Here is an 18,252-nt window from a genome sequence, read left to right on the forward strand (position 1 = left end):
CGCGGTGCCCCTGCCCCTGCCTTGTGCGCCGGTCGGTCGGGGGACGAAGGCGTCACCCTGAACCCGCACCCGGCCTGCCCGGACGCCGTCCGCGAGGTACGGGCGGCGGCTACTGGTGGACCCACCAATCGAACACGTGTCAAATGGTGAGTGAGAGTAGCAGTTCAGGGACACGGAACCACGGGTGGGGGCGGCTGTTGGTGGCACGTTCGTGCGACCATGGGCGCATGGCTGACGCGAACCCCCCGACCGCGAATCCCACCCCCGGTCCGACCTCCACGCCGCCCTCGGCGTCCCCACGATCGCCGGTCGACGAACTGGCCCCGAGCGGGCCGCAGCAGGTCATCGAGTTCGGTGACTACCGGGCCGTGCTCACCGGCGTGGGCGCCGGACTGCGCGCCCTCAGCCACCGGGGCCGACCACTGGTGCTGAAGTACCCGCAGGAGCAGCAGGCCCCGGGCGGCGCCGGGCAGTTGCTGATCCCCTGGCCGAACCGGGTGCGCGACGGCCGGTACCAGTTCGACGGCCACGACCAGCAGTTGGACCTCAGCGAGCCGACCACCCACAACGCCAGCCACGGCTTCGTCCGCTTCCTGCCGTGGCGGGTGATGGCCGAGGACGCCGCCTCGGTCCGCTTCGGGCTGCGGCTGTACCCGATGCACGGCTACCCGCATCTGCTCGACCTGACCGCGAGCTACCGCCTGGACGAGTCCGGTCTGAGCGTCGAGGTCACCGCGCGCAACGTCGGCCGCACCGCCGCGCCGTACGGCATCGGCGCCCACCCGTACGCCACCCTGGGCATGGGCCCGGGCAGCGTCGACGAGGCGGTGCTGGAGCTGCCCGCCGACACCTGGATCCCGGTGGACGAGCGGCTGATCCCGGTCGGCCGCGAGAGCGTCCAGGGCACCCCGTACGACTTCCGCAAGCCCCGGGTGATCGGCGGCACCAAGCTGGACACCGCGTACACCGGGCTGCTGCGCGACCCGGACGGTCGCGCCCGGGTCCGGCTGACCAGCGCGGACGGGAGCCGCGGGGTGGAGCTGTGGGTCGGCGAGGAGATCGGCTGGCTCCAGCTGTACTCGGCGGACGGCCTGCCCGGCGCGTACCACCGCGCGGGGGTGGCGGTCGAGCCGATGAGCTGCCCGCCGAACGCCTTCGCCACCGGCGAGGACGTGCTGCGGCTGGAACCCGGCGAGCGGGTCAGCCACCACTGGGGGATCAAGGCCCTGTAACGGATCTCCACCCCGGGCGGGGCTCACAGCCCACCCCTTCGCGTTCTACAGTGTGCGCGAAGGGGGTGCGTGACATGCGTGGCACACAGGGGTGGCGGGGCTCGGGTCCGCAGACGGCCGAGGAGATGATCGCCGAGGCGCGCAAGGCGTTCTTCGTGATGTTCGCCTTCATGGCGCTGCTCTGGGTCATCCAGATCGCCAACTGGGCCGGCCACTACCAGCTCGACCAGCAGTTCGGGCTGATCCCGCAGCGGGTGGACCGGCTGCCGGAGATCTTCAGCTCGCCCTTCCTGCACTTCAGCTGGGCGCACATCGAGGGCAACTCCGGGCCGCTGTTCGTCTTCGGCTTCCTGGCCGCCTACCGGGGCGTGTTCCGCTTCCTCTGGCTGACCCTGATCGTGGCGCTCACCAGCGGGCTCACCGAGTGGCTGTTCCAGAGCGGGAACACCCTGGGCGTCGGCGCCAGCGGGCTGATCTTCGGCTACTTCGGCTACGTGGTGCTGCGCGGGATCTTCGACCGGCACCTGATCGACACCATGATCGGCCTGGTGATGGCCGCCTCCTTCGCGTACCTGGTGACCATCGCGCTGCCGGGCACCCCCGGCGTGAGCTGGCTGGCGCACCTCGGCGGCCTGATCGGCGGGGTCGCCGGGGCGTGGCTGCTGCGCGACCGCCGTCCGGTCGCCCCGGCCGCCGTCGGTGCGGGCGGCGGTGCGGGCGGCTCCGGCGGTGCGGCGCTGGTACCCGGACCGGCGACCGAGTCCGCGCCCGCGCCGGGTGGCCGGGGCAGGCCCGGCTCCGACCGTGAGGACCTGCACAAGGAACTCGGCGATCTGGGCCTGCTCTGAAAAGCGGCCCGCTCTTTGGGTGGGCCTGCTCTGAAAGCGGGCCCGCGCCCGGTCCGGGGAGCCGTTCGACCACCGAAGATGAGCCCGGGAGCCCCACCTGAGCGTCCGGGCTTACTGGATCGCTACGCAATCCACAGGCCAACCACAGAGCCGCCTTACTCGTTTCTCATTTAGTCTCGGCACCGTGCTTGCATGACCTCGACGCCCTCTGCTCCCGATGCGGCAGCCACCGATCTCCGCCGCCCCGACGGCTCCCCCGTGCGGGTGCTGGTCGTCGACGACGAAGCCCCGCTCGCTGACCTGCTCTCGATGGCGCTGCGCTACGAGGGGTGGAAGACCACCACCGCGGGCGACGGCGCCGGCGCCCTGCGCGCGGCCCGGGAGTTCCGCCCCGACGCGGTGATCCTCGACGTGATGCTGCCCGACCTCACCGGCCTCGAAGTGATGCGCCGCCTGCGTGCCGAGCAGCACGACGTGCCGGTGCTGTTCCTCACCGCCAAGGACGCGGTCGAGGACCGCATCGCCGGGCTCACCGCCGGTGGCGACGACTACGTGACCAAGCCCTTCAGCCTGGAGGAGGTCGTCGCCCGGCTGCGCGGCCTGCTGCGCCGCTCCGGCGCCGCCGCCGCCCGCTCCGAGTCGATACTCGTGGTCGGCGACCTCACCCTGGACGAGGACAGCCACGAGGTGTTCCGCGGCGACGCGTCGATCCGGCTCACCGCCACCGAGTTCGAGCTGCTGCGCTTCCTGATGCGCAACCCGCGCCGGGTGCTCAGCAAGCCGCAGATACTCGACCGGGTCTGGTCGTACGACTTCGGCGGCCAGGGCAACGTGGTCGAGCTCTACATCTCCTACCTGCGGCGCAAGATCGACGCCGGGCGCGCGCCGATGATCCACACCATGCGCGGCGCCGGATACGTGCTCAAGCCGGCGGACGCGACGGCGCCGGTCCGGTGAGGTGCGGCTGGGTCCGCCGCTGGGCCACCTGGTCGCTGCGGACCCGCCTGCTGGTCAGCACCACCGTGATGCTGGCCGTGGTCAGCGGCGTGATCGGACTGACCACCACGCTGTTCCTGCGGGCCGACCTGAATGCCTCCGCGCAGCAGACGCTGCAACAGGCCTGGCAGCGGGCCGTGGTGGGCCTGGGCGGTCCCGGCGGCATCGGCCAGGGCGGCGGGATCGGCCAGAACGGCGGCATCGGCCAGAACGGCGGTGGCCAGGGCGGTCCCGGCGGCGGCATGCACCCGCAGCCCGGCGGCGACTCCGACGGGGACTTCGTCGCGACGCTGCCGGACGGCACCGTGGCGGGCTGGATCACCAACGGCACGGTCGAGGCGTGGACCCCCTCCGACACCGCCACCACCAACCTGCTGAACCTCCCGCCGCCGGAGCCGCTGACCGCCGCGCAGGACGCCGCGCTGGCGACCGTCCAGGGCGGGCACGCCCAGCAGATCAGCATCCCCGGGCGCGGCGACTACCTGGTGCAGTCCCAGCCGCACTCCGGCAGCACGCTGGTCGTCGGCGTCCCGCTGGGCGGGGTCGAGTCGATGGTCAACGAGTTGATCGCGACCGAGGTCGTGGTCACCGTCGCCGGTCTGATCGCCTCCGGCTTCCTCTCCTTCGCGCTGATCCGGTTGTCGCTACGGCCACTGGACCGGGTCGCCGCCACCGCCGCCCGGATCTCCCGGCTGCCGCTGGACCAGGGCGAGGTCGGCGAGCTGGTGCGGGTGCCCGAGGCCGACACCGACGGCCGGACCGAGGCCGGGAAGGTCGGCGCCGCGCTGAACCGCATGATCGACCACGTCTCCGACGCGCTGACCGCGCGGCAGGCCAGCGAGACCCGGGTCCGCCAGTTCGTCGCCGACGCCAGCCACGAGCTGCGCACCCCGCTCGCGTCCATCGGCGGCTACGCCGAGCTGACCCGGCGCGGACACGAGAGCGTCCCGCCGGACACCGCCTACGCGCTCAGCCGGATCGAGTCCGAGGCCGGGCGGATGACCCGACTGGTCGAGGACCTGCTGCTGCTGGCCAGGCTGGACGCCGGACGACCGCTGGAGCGGGAGCCGGTGGACCTGTCGCCGCTGGTGGTGGACGCGGTCCGGGACGCCCACGCGGCGGTGCCCGACCACAGCTGGCAGGTGGACCTGCCGGACGACCCGGTGGTCGTCGACGGCGACCCCGGGCGACTGCACCAGGTACTGGTGAACCTGCTCGCCAACGCGGGCAAGCACACCCCCGCCGGGACCACCGTCACCGCGTCCGTGAGCCGCGCCGACGGCTGCTGCGTGGTCCGGATCGCGGACGACGGCCCGGGCATCCCGCCGGAACTGCTGCCCACGGTCTTCGAGCGCTTCGCCCGGGGCGACCACTCGCGCTCCCGCGCGGCCGGGAGCACCGGCCTGGGCCTGGCCATCGTCACGGCGGTGGTGGCCTCGCACCGGGGCCGGGTGGAACTCACCAGCGTGCCGGGGGCGACGGTGTTCACCGTCCGGCTGCCGCTGGCGGATCGTCCCGCCGAGGACCCGCCCCAGCGGGCCCTGGTCGCCGGGCACATGTGCTCAGGCGTGGGCTGACACCGCCCTCACAGCTTCGGCACACGCCGCCGACAGCGCGCCGGGCGAGATTGGGAGCCACCACCGAGCCCCCGTCGAGAAGGCCCACAGATGACCGCGACCACCCACGATCCGGCCCTGCCCGAACCGCTCCGGCCCGGCCCCGGCCCCGGCCCCGGCCCGGCCACCGTCACCGCCGGGGCCGGGCCCGGCGGGCCGGTGCCCGTCCGGCCGGCGGACCCGCGCTGGGCGCGGCCCGCGTTCCTGGCGCTGCTGCTGGTCACCGGGGTCCTGTACCTGTGGGACCTCAGCGCCTCCGGCTGGGCCAACCAGTTCTACTCGGCCGCCGTCCAGGCGGGCAGCAGGAGCTGGGAGGCGATGTTCTACGGCTCCTCCGACGCGGCCAACTTCATCACCGTGGACAAGCCCCCGGCGGCGCTGTGGGTGATGGAGGTCTCCACCCGGATCTTCGGCGTCAACTCCTGGGCGATCCTCGCCCCGCAGGCCCTGGAGGGTGTCGCCAGCGTCGCGGTGGTCTGCCTCGCGGTGCGCCGCCGCTTCTCGGCCGGGGCCGGGCTGATCGCGGGCGCGGCGCTGGCGCTCACCCCGGTCGCGGCGCTGATGTTCCGCTTCAACAACCCGGACGCCCTGCTCGCGCTGCTGCTCACGCTCGCCGGGTACGCCACCCTGCGCGCCCAGGAGCAGGCCCGCACCCGCTGGCTGCTGCTCGCGTCGGCCTGCGTCGGTACCGCCTTCCTGACCAAGACCCTTCAGGCCTTCCTGATCGTCCCCGCGCTCGGCCTGGTCTACGCCGCGCTGGCGCCGACCGGCGTGTGGCGGCGGGTCCGGCAACTGGCGCTGGCGCTGGTGGTGCTGGTCGTCAGCGGCGGCTGGTGGGTGGCCGTGGTCGAGCTGACCCCGGCGCAGGACCGGCCCTACGTCGGCGGCAGCCAGAACAACAGCTTCCTCGAACTCACCTTCGGCTACAACGGCTTCGGGCGGCTGGACGGCTCCGAGACCGGCAGCGTCGGCGGCGGCGGGGGCGGTGCCACCGGCGGTACCGGGATGTGGGGTGCCACCGGGCTCACCCGGCTGTTCGGCTCCGACATGGGCGGCCAGATCGCCTGGCTGCTCCCGGCGGCGCTGGTGCTGCTGCTCGCGGGCCTGTGGCTGACCCGCCGCGCGGCCCGCACCGACCCGGCCCGGGCGGCCCTCCTGCTCTGGGGGCTGGCGCTGCTCACCACCTTCCTGACCTTCAGCCTGATGAAGGGCATCTTCCACCCGTACTACAACGTCGCCCTCGCCCCCTACCTCGCGGCGATCACCGGCATGGGTGCCGGACTGCTCTGGTCCCGGCGGCGCGAGTGGTTCGCGGCGGGCGCGCTGGCGCTGGCGGTCGGCGCGACCGCGGTCTGCTCGTACCTGCTGCTGGAGCGCACCCCCGACTGGCTGCCGTGGCTGCGCTACCCCGTGCTGATCGGCGGACTGCTGGCGGCCCTCGGACTGCTGGCCGCCGGGCGGGTGTCCACCCGGCTGGCGGCGGTCCCGGCCCTGGTCGGACTACTCGCGGGGCTGGCCGGACCGGCCGCGTACACCCTGCAGACGGTGGGCACCGGGCACAGCGGTTCGCTGCCGAGCGCGGGACCGGCGGTGGCGGGCGGCGGCTTCGGCGGCTTCCCCGGTGGCGGGGCGGGCGGCGGTCGCGGCGGCACCGGAGGTGGGCACCCGGGCGGCTTCGGTGGCCGGACCGGGCAGCCGGGCGGCACCGGCGCCGGTCAGCCGCCCACCGGGACCGGCGGCGGCTTCCCCGGCGGCCAAGGCGGCACCGGCACCGGCACGACCCCCGGTACCGGAACCCGTACCGGCGGCGGGACCGGTGGCATGGGCGGCGGCGTCGGCTCGCTGCTGAACGGCTCCGACCCCGGCAGCGCCGTCACCGCGCTGCTCAAGGCCGACGCGTCCAGGTACACCTGGGTCGCCGCGGGCATCGGCTCGCAGAACGCCGCCGGTTACCAACTCGCCACCGGTGACCCGGTGATGGCCGTCGGCGGCTTCAACGGGACCGACCCGGCGCCGAGCCTCGCCCAGTTCGAGGCGTACGTCAACGCCGGACGGATCCACTACTTCATCGGCGGCGGCGTCGGCGCGACCGGCGGCAGCGGCAGCGGCGACTCCTCGCAGATCGCCACCTGGGTCGCCGCCCACTACACCGCCAGGACCGTGGACGGGGTCACCCTCTACGACCTGACCGCGCCCAAGAGCAGCAGCTGACCGGGCCCGGAGCGGGGCGGCGGCCGGGTAAGTTCGTGGTCATGGCAGACAACGACCTCAGCCCGAACGCCCCCGCCCCGGACGCCGGACGCCTCGTCCTGCTGGCCAGCACCCACCGCGTCGCGGCGGGGCTGCTGTCCTGGCCCGCCTGGGAGGCCCTGCGCGGTGCCTCCCGGGTACTGGTCGGGAACGAGGGGCACCCGCTGCTGGCACCGGTCCGGGCGGCGGGCGTGCCGGTCGAGGTGGTGGACATCGAGCGCTACGCGCTCGGCAGCACGCTGGCCGAGGCCGCCGCCCCGGGCACGGTCGTGGTCTGGATCAGCGGCCCGGACGGCGACCCCGGCCTGGCCGACTCGCTGGCCCGGATCGCGGTCGAGGGCGGCCTGGACCCGATGCCGGAGATCGAGCTGCTGCCCGGCTCCTGGGACCTGCCCGGCGCCCGGCTGCTCGACCTGGTCGCGGTGATGGACCGGCTGCGGTCGCCGGGCGGCTGCCCCTGGGACGCCGAGCAGACGCACGAGTCCCTGGTGCGGCACCTGGTCGAGGAGTCCTACGAACTGGTCGAGGCGATCGAGGAGGGGGACCGCGAGGCGCTGCTCGAAGAGCTCGGCGACGTGCTGTTCCAGGTCTTCTTCCACGCCCGCATCGCCGAGGAGGACCCGGCGGAGCCGTTCGGCATCGACGACATCGCGGGCGGCCTCATCGACAAGCTGACGTACCGTCATCCGCACGTGTTCGGCGACGTGCACGCACCCACGGCCGAGCAGGTGGAGGCCAACTGGGAGCAGCTGAAGGCGGTTGAGAAGCAGCGCGAGTCGGTAGTGGACGGCGTACCGGTGGCGCAGCCCGCCCTCGCCCTCGCCGCCAAGCTCCACTCCCGGGCGGTCAGGGCCGAGTTGGACGTCCCGCTGCCGGAGGCGGACGACCTCGGCGCCCGGCTGCTCGCCCTCGCCGTCGAGGCCCAGCAGCAGGGGCTGGACCCCGAGGCCGAGCTCCGCGCCGCCGCCCGCCGCTACCGCGAGGCCATCCGGCAGGCCGAGAAGCAGAACTGACGCACCGTCAGACGGCACTCCCGGCCGGCAGTTCGACCCGAGCCAAGCCACCTCGCCCCCCGGCCCACCCACCGCGCCCCGCGCCCCGGCGCGGCGGGCCACCCGCCCCGCCCCGCCCGAGCACCCCGCCCGCGCCTGCTCGTCGGCCGCCGCGCTCCCGCCGCGACCGCCGCTCCCGCCCCCGGCCTGCCCGTCGGCCGCCGCGCGGGCGTGGGGGCGGGGGCGCGCGCCCCCCTTGCCTGGGGTGTCGCGCGCGTGGTGGCATCGGGCCATGACCTCCGACGCCGCCACCCCGTCCGCCCCTCGCTGGGGCCTCACCTTCCCGCTGGACGGGATCCCGCTCGCCGACCAGCGCAAGCTGGTCGAGGCGCTGCCCGACCTGGGCTTCACCGACCTGTGGTCGATGGAGACCAACGGCGCGGACGCCTTCACGCCGCTCGCGCTGGCCTCGGTCTGGGCCCCGGAGCTGAACCTCGGGACGGCCATCGTGCCGGTGCACACCCGGGGCCCGGCGCTGCTGGCGATGCAGGCCGCCGCGCTGGCCGAGGCCGCCCCGGGACGCTTCACGCTGGGCCTCGGCGCGTCCTCGCCGGTCATCGTCCGGGACTGGAACGCGGTCCCGCACGAGCAGCCGTACCAGCGCAGCCGGGACGTGCTGCGCTTCCTGAGGGCCGCGCTCGCGGGCCAGGCGGTGGACGAGCAGTACGAGACCTTCGCGGTGCGCCGGTTCCGGCTGGAGCGGGTGCCCTCGCCGACCCCGCCGGTACTGCTCGCGGCGCTGCGCCCGGGCATGCTGCGGCTGGCCGCGCGGGAGGCCGACGGCACCATCCTCAACTGGCTCTCGGCCGAGGACGTGACCACCGCCGTCGCCGAGTTCGAGCGGGCCGGGGGCGCCGGGAAGACGGTCGCCGCCCGGATCTTCGTCTGCCCGACCACGGACGCGGCGCACGCCCGCGCCCTGGGCCGCCGACTGATCGCGGGCTACCTCACCGTCCCGGCCTACGCGGCCTTCCACCGCTGGCTCGGCCGGGAGGAGCAGCTGAAGCCGATGTGGGAGGCGTGGGCCGCCGGGGACCGCAAGGGCGCCGCCGCGTCGGTACCGGACGAGGTGGTGGACGCGCTGATCGTGCACGGCGACGCCGACGAGTGCCGGGAGCGGATCCGCCGTTACGCCGCCAACGGGGTGACCGTGCCGGTACCGGCGGTGCTGCCGACGCCGCAGATGCTGGACACCACGGCCGAGCCGCGCGAGCGGCGCAAGGCCGTGGCGGCGGCGGTGCTGGCGGTCAGCCCGGGCTGACCGGCCGGGCCGGGGACGCCGGTCAGCCGAGGGGCTGGACCAGCGGCTGCTCGCTCAGCTTGACGTCCAGGTGGCTGACCGCGCGGCGGACCCCGGAGAGCCAGCGGTCGCGGTCGGCCGCCCGGCCCTGCTCGTGCTCGGCCACCTCGGGGTGCGGCAGGATCAGGAACCGCTCGTCGGCCAGCCCCTCCACCACCGCGTCGGCGACCTGCTCCGGTGTGATGATCTCGCCGAAGGCGCTCAGCACCGACCGGACGCCGGGGTCGGCGGTCAGCCCGGTGTGCACGCCCTGCGGGCACAGCGCGCTGACCTTGATGCCCCGGTCCCCGTAGGTCACGGCCAGCGACTCGGCGAAGGCGACCGCCGCGTGCTTGGTCGCGGTGTAGGCGGCGTCGCCGGGCATTTGCAGCAGCCCGGCGGCCGAGGCGGTGTTGAGCAGGTAGCCCCGGCCGCGCTTGAGCATCCCCGGCAGCACCGCGCGCGCGGCGTAGACGTGCGCCATCACGTTGACGTCCCAGCAGGCCTGCCACACCTCGTCCGGCGCCTCGATGCCCGCGCCGGAGCCGATGCCCGCGTTGCTGCAGAACAGGTCGACCGGGCCGAGGTGCTTCTCGGCGGTCTCCACCAGCGCCCGGACGTCGCTCTCGCGGGTCACGTCGCTGCCCACGCCGACGGTGTGACATCCCTCACGGTCGAGTGCCTGGGCCAGATCCTCGACCTTGCCCGCGTCCAGGTCGGCCAGCAGCAGCCCGCGGGCGCCCTCGGCGGCGAAGCGCCGTGCCAGCGCCGCCCCGATGCCCCCGGCCGCGCCGGTCACGACCACGATCGATCCACTGATCCGCATGTCCTGCTCCTCCCGCCGGACCACCGCACAGGCCCGAGCACTGCCGGTGATCGTAGGCAACCCACCGCCAGGGCAACAGTGCCCGCCCACAACCCACCCCAACCACTTGCCAACGTCAAGGACAACACAAGGGGTTCCGCTCCCGTGACTGAGCGGCATCGGCCGGTCCGGGGGTGGACGGCGCACGGACGGGGTCCGGCTACCGTCGGGGGGTGCACCACTCACCGCCCCTCCCCGACGACGCGCCCGAACTGTTCACCTGGGAGTTCGCCGCCAACCCCTACCCCGCCTACGCCTGGCTGCGCGAACACGCGCCGGTGCACCGGGCGACGCTGCCCAGCGGGGTCGAGGCCTGGCTGGTCACCCGCTACCCCGACGCCCGGCAGGCGCTCGCGGACGCCAGGCTCAGCAAGAACCCGAGCAACCACAGCGCCCAGGCGCACCGGACCGGGCGGGTCGGGATCCCCGGCGAGCGCAGCGCCGACCTGATGACGCATCTGCTGAACATCGACCCGCCCGACCACACCCGGCTGCGGCGCCTGGTCTCCAAGGCGTTCACCCCGCGCCGGGTCGCGCTGTTCGAGCCCCGGGTGCGGGAGCTCACCGACCGGCTGATCGACGGCTTCGCCGACCGGGGCGAGGCGGACCTGATCCACGAGTTCGCCTTCCCGCTGCCCATCTACGCCATCTGCGACCTGCTCGGGGTCCCGGCCGAGGACCAGGACGACTTCCGCGACTGGGCCGGGATGATGATCCGTCACGGCAAGGGCCCGCGCGGCGGCGTCGGCCGGGCGGTGAAGCGGATGCGGACGTACCTGGCCGAGCTGATCCACCGCAAGCGGGCGGACCTCGGCGACGACCTGATCTCGGACCTGATCCGGGCCGGCGACCACGGCGAGCACCTGACCGAGAACGAGGCCGCCGCGATGGCCTTCATCCTGCTGTTCGCCGGTTTCGAGACCACCGTCAACCTGATCGGCAACGGGCTCTACGCGCTGCTCACCCACCCCGAGCAGCGGGCGCGGCTGCAAGCGTCGCTGGACCGGGGCGAGACCGCTCCGCTGGCGACCGCGGTGGAGGAACTGCTGCGCTTCGACGGCCCGGTGGAGCTGGCCACCTGGCGCTTCGCCACCAGTCCGGTCACCATCGGCGGCCAGCGGATCGAGGTCGGCGAGCCGGTGCTGGTGGTCCTCGCCGCCGCCGACCGTGATCCGGCCCGGTTCGCACAGCCGGACCTGCTGGACCTGAACCGCCGTGACAACCCGCACCTGGGCTTCGGCCTGGGCATCCACTACTGCATCGGCGCCCCGCTGGCCCGGCTGGAGGCCCAGTACGCCCTCGCCGCGCTGCTGCGGCGGCTGCGGGGGCTGGAGCTCGCCGCCGACCCGGCGGAGCTGCGCTGGCGCGGCGGCCTGATCATGCGCGGCCTGCGGCAGCTGCCGGTCCGCTTCGAGCCGGAGGATCGAGCCTTCGGGAATCCGGATCAAAGCGGGCAAAGCGACCAGCATGCCTGTGGTCAAGGTGAGTAGAGGCAGTGTGAGGTATTCCTGGGAAGCTTGAGATTTCCGGGGTGATCTGCCTAGCCTGCCCGGGCATGTCCGTGCATGCGGACACCGCCTCGCGGGACGCCGAGTCCTGTCCAGCCGCGATGCGGACCACGAACTTCCTATTGGGCAGGAGCGGGGGACCCAGGTAAGTTGCCGCAGCTCACAGCGCTGCGGCTGGGGGTGAAGGCGTGCGAACGCCCGGGCTACCTCACGGCCCGAACCCGACAGCTCACCTCGCAGGCGTCGGAGAGGGAACCTGTCATGCTTCTTTCCGGTAATGGACGCCATCGCAAGCCCAGCAACAGCACCGGCAAGCGCCTGGTCGCCACCGGCGTGATCGCCGGCACCGGCGTCGTGCTCCCGCTGATCGGCGCCACCGCCGCGTCCGCCGCCTCCGTCTCCACCTGGGACGCGGTCGCCCAGTGCGAGAGCTCCGGCGACTGGTCGATCAACACCGGCAACGGCTACTACGGCGGCCTCCAGTTCTCGGCCTCCACCTGGGACGCCTACGGCGGCCAGCAGTACGCGGCGACCGCCAACGAGGCCACCCAGGGCCAGCAGATAGCCGTCGCCGAGAAGGTCCTCGCCTCGCAGGGCCCCGGCGCCTGGCCGGTCTGCGGCCCGCAGGCCGGACTCACCGCGGGCGGCGCCCCGGCGAATGTCAGCACATCGACCAACACCGGTAGCGGCAGCGGCAGTTCGAGCAGCGGCGGCAGCTCGTCGAGCGGCGGTACGTCGACCGGCTCGGGCCGCCACTCCGGTACCCATTCCGGCAGCAACTCGGGCAGCAACTCCGGCAGCGGCAGCCGGAGCAGCCAGTCCGCGCCGGTCACCAGCACCCGGACCGCGCAGACCACCAGCCAGACCACCAGCCAGACCACCCAGACGGCGCAGACCACCCAGGTCAGCCAGGGCACGTCGAGCAGCAGCCGGAGCACCGCCGCCCCGGCCACCACCGGCTCCACCCCGGCCGCCCACGCGATCGGCCACGGCAACTACACCGTCGCCGCCGGCGACACCCTCTCCGGCATCGCCGCCGCCGCGCACCTGAGCGGTGGCTGGGAGGCGCTGTACCACGAGAACAAGTCCACCGTCGGTGCCAACCCGAACCTGATCTACCCGGGCCAGCACCTCCAGGTCGGCTGACTCGACGGCCCCGCACGGCTGTTCCGCCGGTAGTCCATCGTCGGAGGCCTTGCTCCGAAGATGAACTACCGGCGAGTAGGGGCACCGCCTGGTGAGACGACCGCCGGGTCCTGGTGGCTTGGCCGCCCGGTGCGGCTAGGCTCAGGGAGAAGCTTTCCTCCAGCAATCCCAAGGAGATACCTGTGCCGTCCATCGACGTCGTCGTAGCCCGGGAGATCCTCGACTCACGAGGCAACCCCACGGTCGAGGTCGAGGTCGGCCTCGACGACGGCAGCACCGGCCGGGCCGCCGTCCCGTCCGGCGCCTCGACCGGTGCCTTCGAGGCCCTGGAACTGCGTGACGGTGACACCTCCCGTTACGGCGGCAAGGGCGTCGAGAAGGCGGTCCTCGCCGTCATCGAGCAGATCGGCCCGGAGCTGGTCGGCTACGACGCCTCCGAGCAGCGCCTGATCGACCAGGCCATGCTCGACCTCGACGCGACCCCGGACAAGTCCTCGCTCGGCGCCAACGCCATCCTCGGCGTGTCGCTGGCGGTGGCGCACGCCGCCGCCGAGGCCAGTGACCTGCCGCTGTTCCGCTACCTCGGCGGACCCAACGCGCACATCCTGCCGGTCCCGATGATGAACATCCTCAACGGCGGCTCGCACGCGGACTCCAACGTCGACATCCAGGAGTTCATGATCGCCCCGATCGGCGCGGAGTCCTTCTCCGAGGCCGTCCGCTGGGGCTCCGAGGTCTACCACCAGCTCAAGGCGGTGCTCAAGCAGCGCGGCCTGTCCACCGGCCTGGGCGACGAGGGCGGCTTCGCGCCGAACCTGGAGTCCAACCGCGCCGCGCTGGACCTGATCGTCGAGGCGATCACCGAGGCCGGTTACGTCCCCGGCCGCGACATCGCGCTCGCGCTGGACGTCGCCGCGTCCGAGTTCTACAAGGACGGCCTGTACCAGTTCGAGGGCAAGGACCGCTCGGCCGCCGAGATGACCGAGTACTACGAGGAGCTGGTGGCCGCGTACCCGCTGGTCTCCATCGAGGACCCGCTGTTCGAGGACGACTGGTCCGGCTGGAAGGTCCTCACCGACAAGCTCGGCGACAAGGTGCAGATCGTCGGCGACGACCTGTTCGTCACCAACCCGACCCGGCTCGGCCGCGGCATCAAGGAGGGCATCGCCAACGCCCTGCTGGTGAAGGTCAACCAGATCGGCTCGCTGACCGAGACCCTGGACGCGGTCGAGCTGGCCCAGCGCAACGGCTTCCGCTGCATGATGTCGCACCGCTCCGGCGAGACCGAGGACGTCACCATCGCCGACCTCGCGGTCGCGGTGAACTGCGGTCAGATCAAGTCCGGCGCCCCGGCCCGGACCGACCGCGTCGCCAAGTACAACCAGCTGCTGCGCATCGAGGAGATCCTCGACGACGCCGCCGAGTACGCCGGTCGCGGCGCCTTCCCGCGCTTCACGCACTCCGCCTGAGCACCCTGCCCGAGCGCTCTTCCTGAACGCCGACCGCAGATCCCGTGCCCCGCAGTCCGCACCCTCTAGGGTGGACGGCGGGGCACGGGTGTCGAGACGGGAGGGTGGCCAGGTGGGCGGCAGCACACGCGGTGCGCGCGGCGGGAAGGCGGCGACCGGGCGCGGGCCCCGGCTCACGGCGCGGGCCGCCGTCCTGGCGCTGGTGTTCTGCACGCTGGTGGCCGTGCTCGCCTATCCCACCCGCCAGTTCATCGCCCAACGGGCGCAGATCGCCCAGCAGCAGCTCGCCGCGCGGCAGGCCCAGGCCCAGGTGGAGCAGCTGCGCCAGCTGAAGGCCCGCTGGCAGGACCCGGCCTATGTCGAGGCCCAGGCGCGCGAACGGCTGCACTACGGCTTCGCGGGCGAGACGCCCTTCTCCTCGGTGGACCCGAACCCGGGGGCCGCCTCCGGCGCCGACCCCGCGGCGTCCGCCGAGCCGCAGCCGGGCGCGGTCAGCCAGCCCTGGTACGACAACATGTTCGAGTCGCTGAGCCGGGCCGACTCCGCCCAGCACTGAAGCCGCGCACGACGGCTCCGCACGAAGGCCCCGCACGACGGCCCCGCACGAATGCCCCGCAGAAGGCCCCGCACGAAGGAAGAAGATGACGCACACCCCCGCCACTCCCGGCACGCCGGGAGCCCCCGGCGTGTCCGCCGAGGACACCGCCGCCATCGAGGCCCAGCTCGGCCGGGTGCCGCGCGGGCTCCGCGCGGTGGCCCACCGCTGCCCCTGCGGCCTGCCGGACGTGGTGGAGACCGCCCCGAGGCTGGAGGACGGCACGCCGTTCCCGACCCTGTACTACCTGACCTGCCCGCGCGCGGCCTCGGCGATCGGCACGCTGGAGGCCGACGGGCTGATGAAGGAGCAGACGGCCCGGCTGGCCGAGGATCCGGAGCTGGCCGCCGGCTACCAGCGGGCGCACGAGGACTACATCGCCAAGCGGGACGCGATCGAGGTGCTGGCCGGCTTCCCCAGCGCGGGCGGCATGCCGGACCGGGTGAAGTGCCTGCACGTGCTGGTGGGCCACTCGCTGGCGGCCGGGCCCGGGGTGAACCCGCTGGGCGACGAGGCGCTGGCGAAGCTGCCCGAGTGGTGGCGCAAGGGCCCGTGCGTGTGCGCGGGCGGGGCCGCCGAGACGGCTCCGCCGACCGACGACGACCCGACCGAGGGCGACCCGACCGAGGACGACCCGACCGACGACCCGACCGACTCCCAGGGGGACCAGCGATGAGCACCGTGCGCGTCGCCGCGATCGACTGCGGCACCAACTCCATCCGGCTGCTGGTGGCCGACCTCGACCCGGCCACCGGCGAGCTGCGCGACCTCGACCGGCGGATGACCATCGTCCGGCTCGGCCAGGGCGTGGACCGCACCGGGCGGCTGGCTCCGGAGGCGCTGGAGCGCACCTTCGCGGCCTGCCGCGAGTACGCCGCCGTCATCGCCGAGCACGGCGTCACCGAGCTGCGCTTCGTGGCCACCAGCGCCTCCCGGGACGCCGAGAACCGGGACGAGTTCATCGACGGCGTGCGGGCGATCCTGGGCGTGGAGCCGGAGGTGGTCAGCGGCGACGAGGAGGCCGAGCTCTCCTTCACCGGCGCCACCCGGGAGTTGAAGGCCGCCGACGGGCTGGTCCCGCCGTACCTGGTGTTCGACCTGGGCGGCGGCTCCACCGAGTTCGTGCTGGGCACCGACCGGGTGGAGGCCGCCCGCTCGGTCGACATAGGCTGCGTCCGGATGACCGAGCGCCACGGCGAGGACACCCTGGCCATGCGCGTCGACATCAAGCGGGCGCTGGACCTGGCGGCCGAGACCGTGCCGCTGACCGGTGCGGCGACCCTGGTCGGCCTGGCCGGGACGGCCACCACCGTGGCCGCCATCGCGCTGGGCCTGACCGCCTACGACCCGGCGGCGGTGCACCACGCCCGGATCCCGCTGGCGCGGGTGCACGAGGTCACCGAGATGCTGCTGGCCGCCTCGCCCGAGGAGCGCGCGGCGATCCCGGTGATGCACCCCGGTCGGGTCGATGTGATCGGCGCCGGGGCGCTGGTGCTGCTCGCGGTGATGGAGCGGACCGGGGCCGCTGAGCTGGTCGTCAGCGAGCACGACATCCTCGACGGGATCGCCTGGAGCGTGGCCGGGCGTGTCGGCTGAGAAAAGTTCGTGAATTTCTTCACATGAGAATGGCCGCCCGCGGGTCGCCCAATCGGCCGGTACGTCCGAATTGTGGGACCAAAGGCCGTTGGCGGGCTCGGACGGCTGGATCCAAGGCGTAGCCGCACAGTTGTGCGCACAATCGCAATAAGCGGGGCGAGCTGCGGTTTCTCCCCGCGAACCGGTCCGGGGCGGGTGAGGGCCCGCTGGGGGTGGTTCGCGGGGCGCGTAGTGTAGCAGGTGGTGTCCAGAGGTACGTGAGCAGGCCCACAAACAGTGCGCCGAACGGTGCTGGATACTTTCGGATATGAGCACCACGGAGCGTCCTCGCATTCTCATCGTCGGCGGTGGATACGTCGGCATGTATGCCGCGATGCGCATCCTCAAGAAGATGCGCTACGGGGAGGCGACCGTCACGGTCGTCGACCCGCGGTCCTACATGACGTATCTGCCCTTCCTTCCCGAGGCGGCGGCCGGCAACGTCGCCCCTCGCAACCTCGTCGCGCCGCTGCGCAGCGTCCTGAAGAACGCGGAGGTCCTCACCGGCCACGTGACCTCCGTGGACCAGGAGCGCAAGGTCGCGACCATTCACCCGGCCGCGGGCGACTCGTACGAGCTGCCCTTCGAGTACCTGGTCGTCGCGCTCGGCTCGGTCTCCCGCACCTTCCCGATCCCCGGCCTGGCCGAGCACGGCATCGGCATCAAGTCGGTGGAGGAGGCCATCAGCCTCCGCAACCACGTGATCGCCCAGCTGGACAAGGCCGAGTCGACCACGGACGAGAAGGTCCGCAAGCAGGCGCTGACCTTCGTCTTCATCGGCGGCGGCTTCGCGGGCATCGAGACCGTGGCCGAGCTGGAGGACATGGCGCGCGACGCCGCGAAGATCTACCACAACGTGAAGCGCGAGGACATGCGCTTCATCGTGGTCGAGGCGGCCAACCGCATCCTCCCCGAGATGGGCCCGGACCTCGGTCTGTGGACCAAGGAGAAGCTCGAAGAGCGCGGCATCGAGATCTACATCGAGACCTCGATGGACTCCTGCGTCGACAAGCACGTCGTGCTGAAGAACGGGGTCGAGGTCGACGCCTCCACCATCGTGTGGACGGCGGGCGTCAAGCCCAACCCGGCGCTGGCCAACTTCGGCCTGCCGCTCGGCCCGCGCGGCCACGTGGACGCGGCGCCGACCCTCCAGGTCACCGGCTTCACCAACGTCTGGGCCGCGGGCGACAACGCCCAGGTGCCCGACCTGGCCGTGGGTGAGGGCGCCTGGTGCCCGCCGAACGCCCAGCACGCGGTGCGTCAGGCGATCGTCCTCGGCGACAACGTGGTCTCCGGCATGCGGGGCTTCCCGCAGGCGGAGTACAAGCACAAGAACCTCGGTGCGGTCGCCGGTCTCGGCCTGCACAAGGGCGTGGCGATCCTCTTCGGCAAGTACAAGCTGAAGGGCCGTCCGGCCTGGTGGTTCCACCGCCTGTACCACGGCAGCCGGGTGCCGACCATGAACCGCAAGGTCCGGGTCTTCGCCGACTGGACGCTGGCGGTCTTCCTGAAGCGCGAGACGGTCTCCCTGGTGGAGATGGAGCGTCCCCGCGAGACCTTCATCGAGGCGGCGGCCCCCGCCCCGAAGGCGGTCACCCCGGCCCCCGCGCCGACCGAGAAGGTCCCCGCGTAGCGCAGAGCACGGCCCTCATGCCCGGCAGCGTCGCCGGACCACACGTGTGGTGCTCATACCGGCACCGCTGCCGTAAGTGCCCCGGCCCAGAGTGATCTGGACCGGGGCACTGGGCTGTTCGGGGGCTG

The 18,252-nt window shown here is 73.2% G+C and carries 15 protein-coding genes and 1 riboswitch; of the genes, 14 read left to right on the top strand and 1 reads right to left on the bottom strand.

The genetic code is table 11. The annotated features are described in order from the left end of the window. The first annotated feature begins 227 nt into the window (after positions 1–227). The 7 genes from GXP74_RS04555 (at position 228) to GXP74_RS04585 (ending at position 9,255) form a co-directional block, all read left to right on the top strand. Positions 228–1,232 carry an aldose 1-epimerase family protein gene (locus tag GXP74_RS04555; RefSeq protein ID WP_182450127.1) on the top strand — a complete coding sequence of 335 codons (1,005 nt, stop codon included), beginning with the start codon at positions 228–230 and terminating at the stop codon, positions 1,230–1,232. A 74-nt stretch (positions 1,233–1,306) separates the two neighbouring features. Continuing rightward, a complete protein-coding gene (locus GXP74_RS04560; protein ID WP_182450128.1) occupies positions 1,307–2,080 on the top strand; it encodes a rhomboid family intramembrane serine protease in 774 nt (257 codons plus the stop codon). Between the two features lie 192 nt (positions 2,081–2,272). Next, positions 2,273–3,037: a response regulator transcription factor gene (locus GXP74_RS04565; RefSeq protein WP_182450129.1), complete on the top strand. Its 765-nt coding sequence runs from the start codon at positions 2,273–2,275 to the stop codon at positions 3,035–3,037. Continuing rightward, positions 3,034–4,653: a cell wall metabolism sensor histidine kinase WalK gene (locus GXP74_RS04570; protein ID WP_225447710.1), complete on the top strand. Its 1,620-nt coding sequence runs from the start codon at positions 3,034–3,036 to the stop codon at positions 4,651–4,653. Before GXP74_RS04565 ends, GXP74_RS04570 begins: the two co-directional genes overlap by 4 nt. 90 nt (positions 4,654–4,743) lie before the next feature. Further along, positions 4,744–6,903 carry a glycosyltransferase family 39 protein gene (locus tag GXP74_RS04575; RefSeq protein ID WP_182450130.1) on the top strand — a complete coding sequence of 720 codons (2,160 nt, stop codon included), beginning with the start codon at positions 4,744–4,746 and terminating at the stop codon, positions 6,901–6,903. Positions 6,904–6,944: 41 nt separating this feature from the next. Beyond that, on the top strand, positions 6,945–7,955 hold the full coding sequence (locus GXP74_RS04580) for a MazG family protein (protein WP_182450131.1): 1,011 nt from the start codon (positions 6,945–6,947) through the stop codon (positions 7,953–7,955). A 271-nt stretch (positions 7,956–8,226) separates the two neighbouring features. Next, positions 8,227–9,255, top strand: a complete 1,029-nt coding sequence (locus GXP74_RS04585) for an LLM class F420-dependent oxidoreductase (protein WP_182450132.1) — start codon at positions 8,227–8,229, stop codon at positions 9,253–9,255. Between the two features lie 22 nt (positions 9,256–9,277). Here GXP74_RS04585 and GXP74_RS04590 read toward each other — a convergent pair whose 3' ends face one another. Beyond that, on the bottom strand, positions 9,278–10,099 hold the full coding sequence (locus GXP74_RS04590) for an SDR family oxidoreductase (protein ID WP_182450133.1): 822 nt from the start codon (positions 10,097–10,099) through the stop codon (positions 9,278–9,280). A gap of 212 nt (positions 10,100–10,311) precedes the next feature. Between GXP74_RS04590 and GXP74_RS04595 the strand changes: the two genes are divergently transcribed. From GXP74_RS04595 to GXP74_RS04625, 7 genes are all read left to right on the top strand, one after another. Next, positions 10,312–11,628 (top strand): cytochrome P450, encoded by a 1,317-nt coding sequence (locus GXP74_RS04595; protein ID WP_182450134.1) that lies wholly within the window; start codon positions 10,312–10,314, stop codon positions 11,626–11,628. A 117-nt stretch (positions 11,629–11,745) separates the two neighbouring features. Further along, a riboswitch (cyclic di-AMP (ydaO/yuaA leader) is annotated at positions 11,746–11,904 on the top strand. Positions 11,905–11,907: 3 nt separating this feature from the next. Next, positions 11,908–12,792: a transglycosylase family protein gene (locus GXP74_RS41785; protein ID WP_182450135.1), complete on the top strand. Its 885-nt coding sequence runs from the start codon at positions 11,908–11,910 to the stop codon at positions 12,790–12,792. A gap of 182 nt (positions 12,793–12,974) precedes the next feature. Then, complete coding sequence (eno, locus tag GXP74_RS04605; RefSeq protein ID WP_182450136.1) at positions 12,975–14,261, top strand: phosphopyruvate hydratase; 1,287 nt, start codon at positions 12,975–12,977, stop codon at positions 14,259–14,261. Between the two features lie 112 nt (positions 14,262–14,373). Beyond that, complete coding sequence (locus GXP74_RS04610) at positions 14,374–14,817, top strand: septum formation initiator family protein (RefSeq protein WP_225447711.1); 444 nt, start codon at positions 14,374–14,376, stop codon at positions 14,815–14,817. 85 nt (positions 14,818–14,902) lie between these two features. Beyond that, positions 14,903–15,532 carry a DUF501 domain-containing protein gene (locus GXP74_RS04615; protein WP_225447712.1) on the top strand — a complete coding sequence of 210 codons (630 nt, stop codon included), beginning with the start codon at positions 14,903–14,905 and terminating at the stop codon, positions 15,530–15,532. Beyond that, positions 15,529–16,452 (top strand): Ppx/GppA phosphatase family protein, encoded by a 924-nt coding sequence (locus tag GXP74_RS04620; protein WP_182450138.1) that lies wholly within the window; start codon positions 15,529–15,531, stop codon positions 16,450–16,452. Before GXP74_RS04615 ends, GXP74_RS04620 begins: the two co-directional genes overlap by 4 nt. Positions 16,453–16,759: 307 nt before the next feature. Then, positions 16,760–18,124, top strand: coding sequence for an NAD(P)/FAD-dependent oxidoreductase (locus tag GXP74_RS04625; RefSeq protein WP_182450139.1), 1,365 nt, complete (start codon positions 16,760–16,762; stop codon positions 18,122–18,124). Positions 18,125–18,252: the final 128 nt, after the last annotated feature.

This window comes from Streptacidiphilus sp. P02-A3a (genome assembly GCF_014084105.1).
GTDB lineage: Bacteria > Actinomycetota > Actinomycetes > Streptomycetales > Streptomycetaceae > Streptacidiphilus.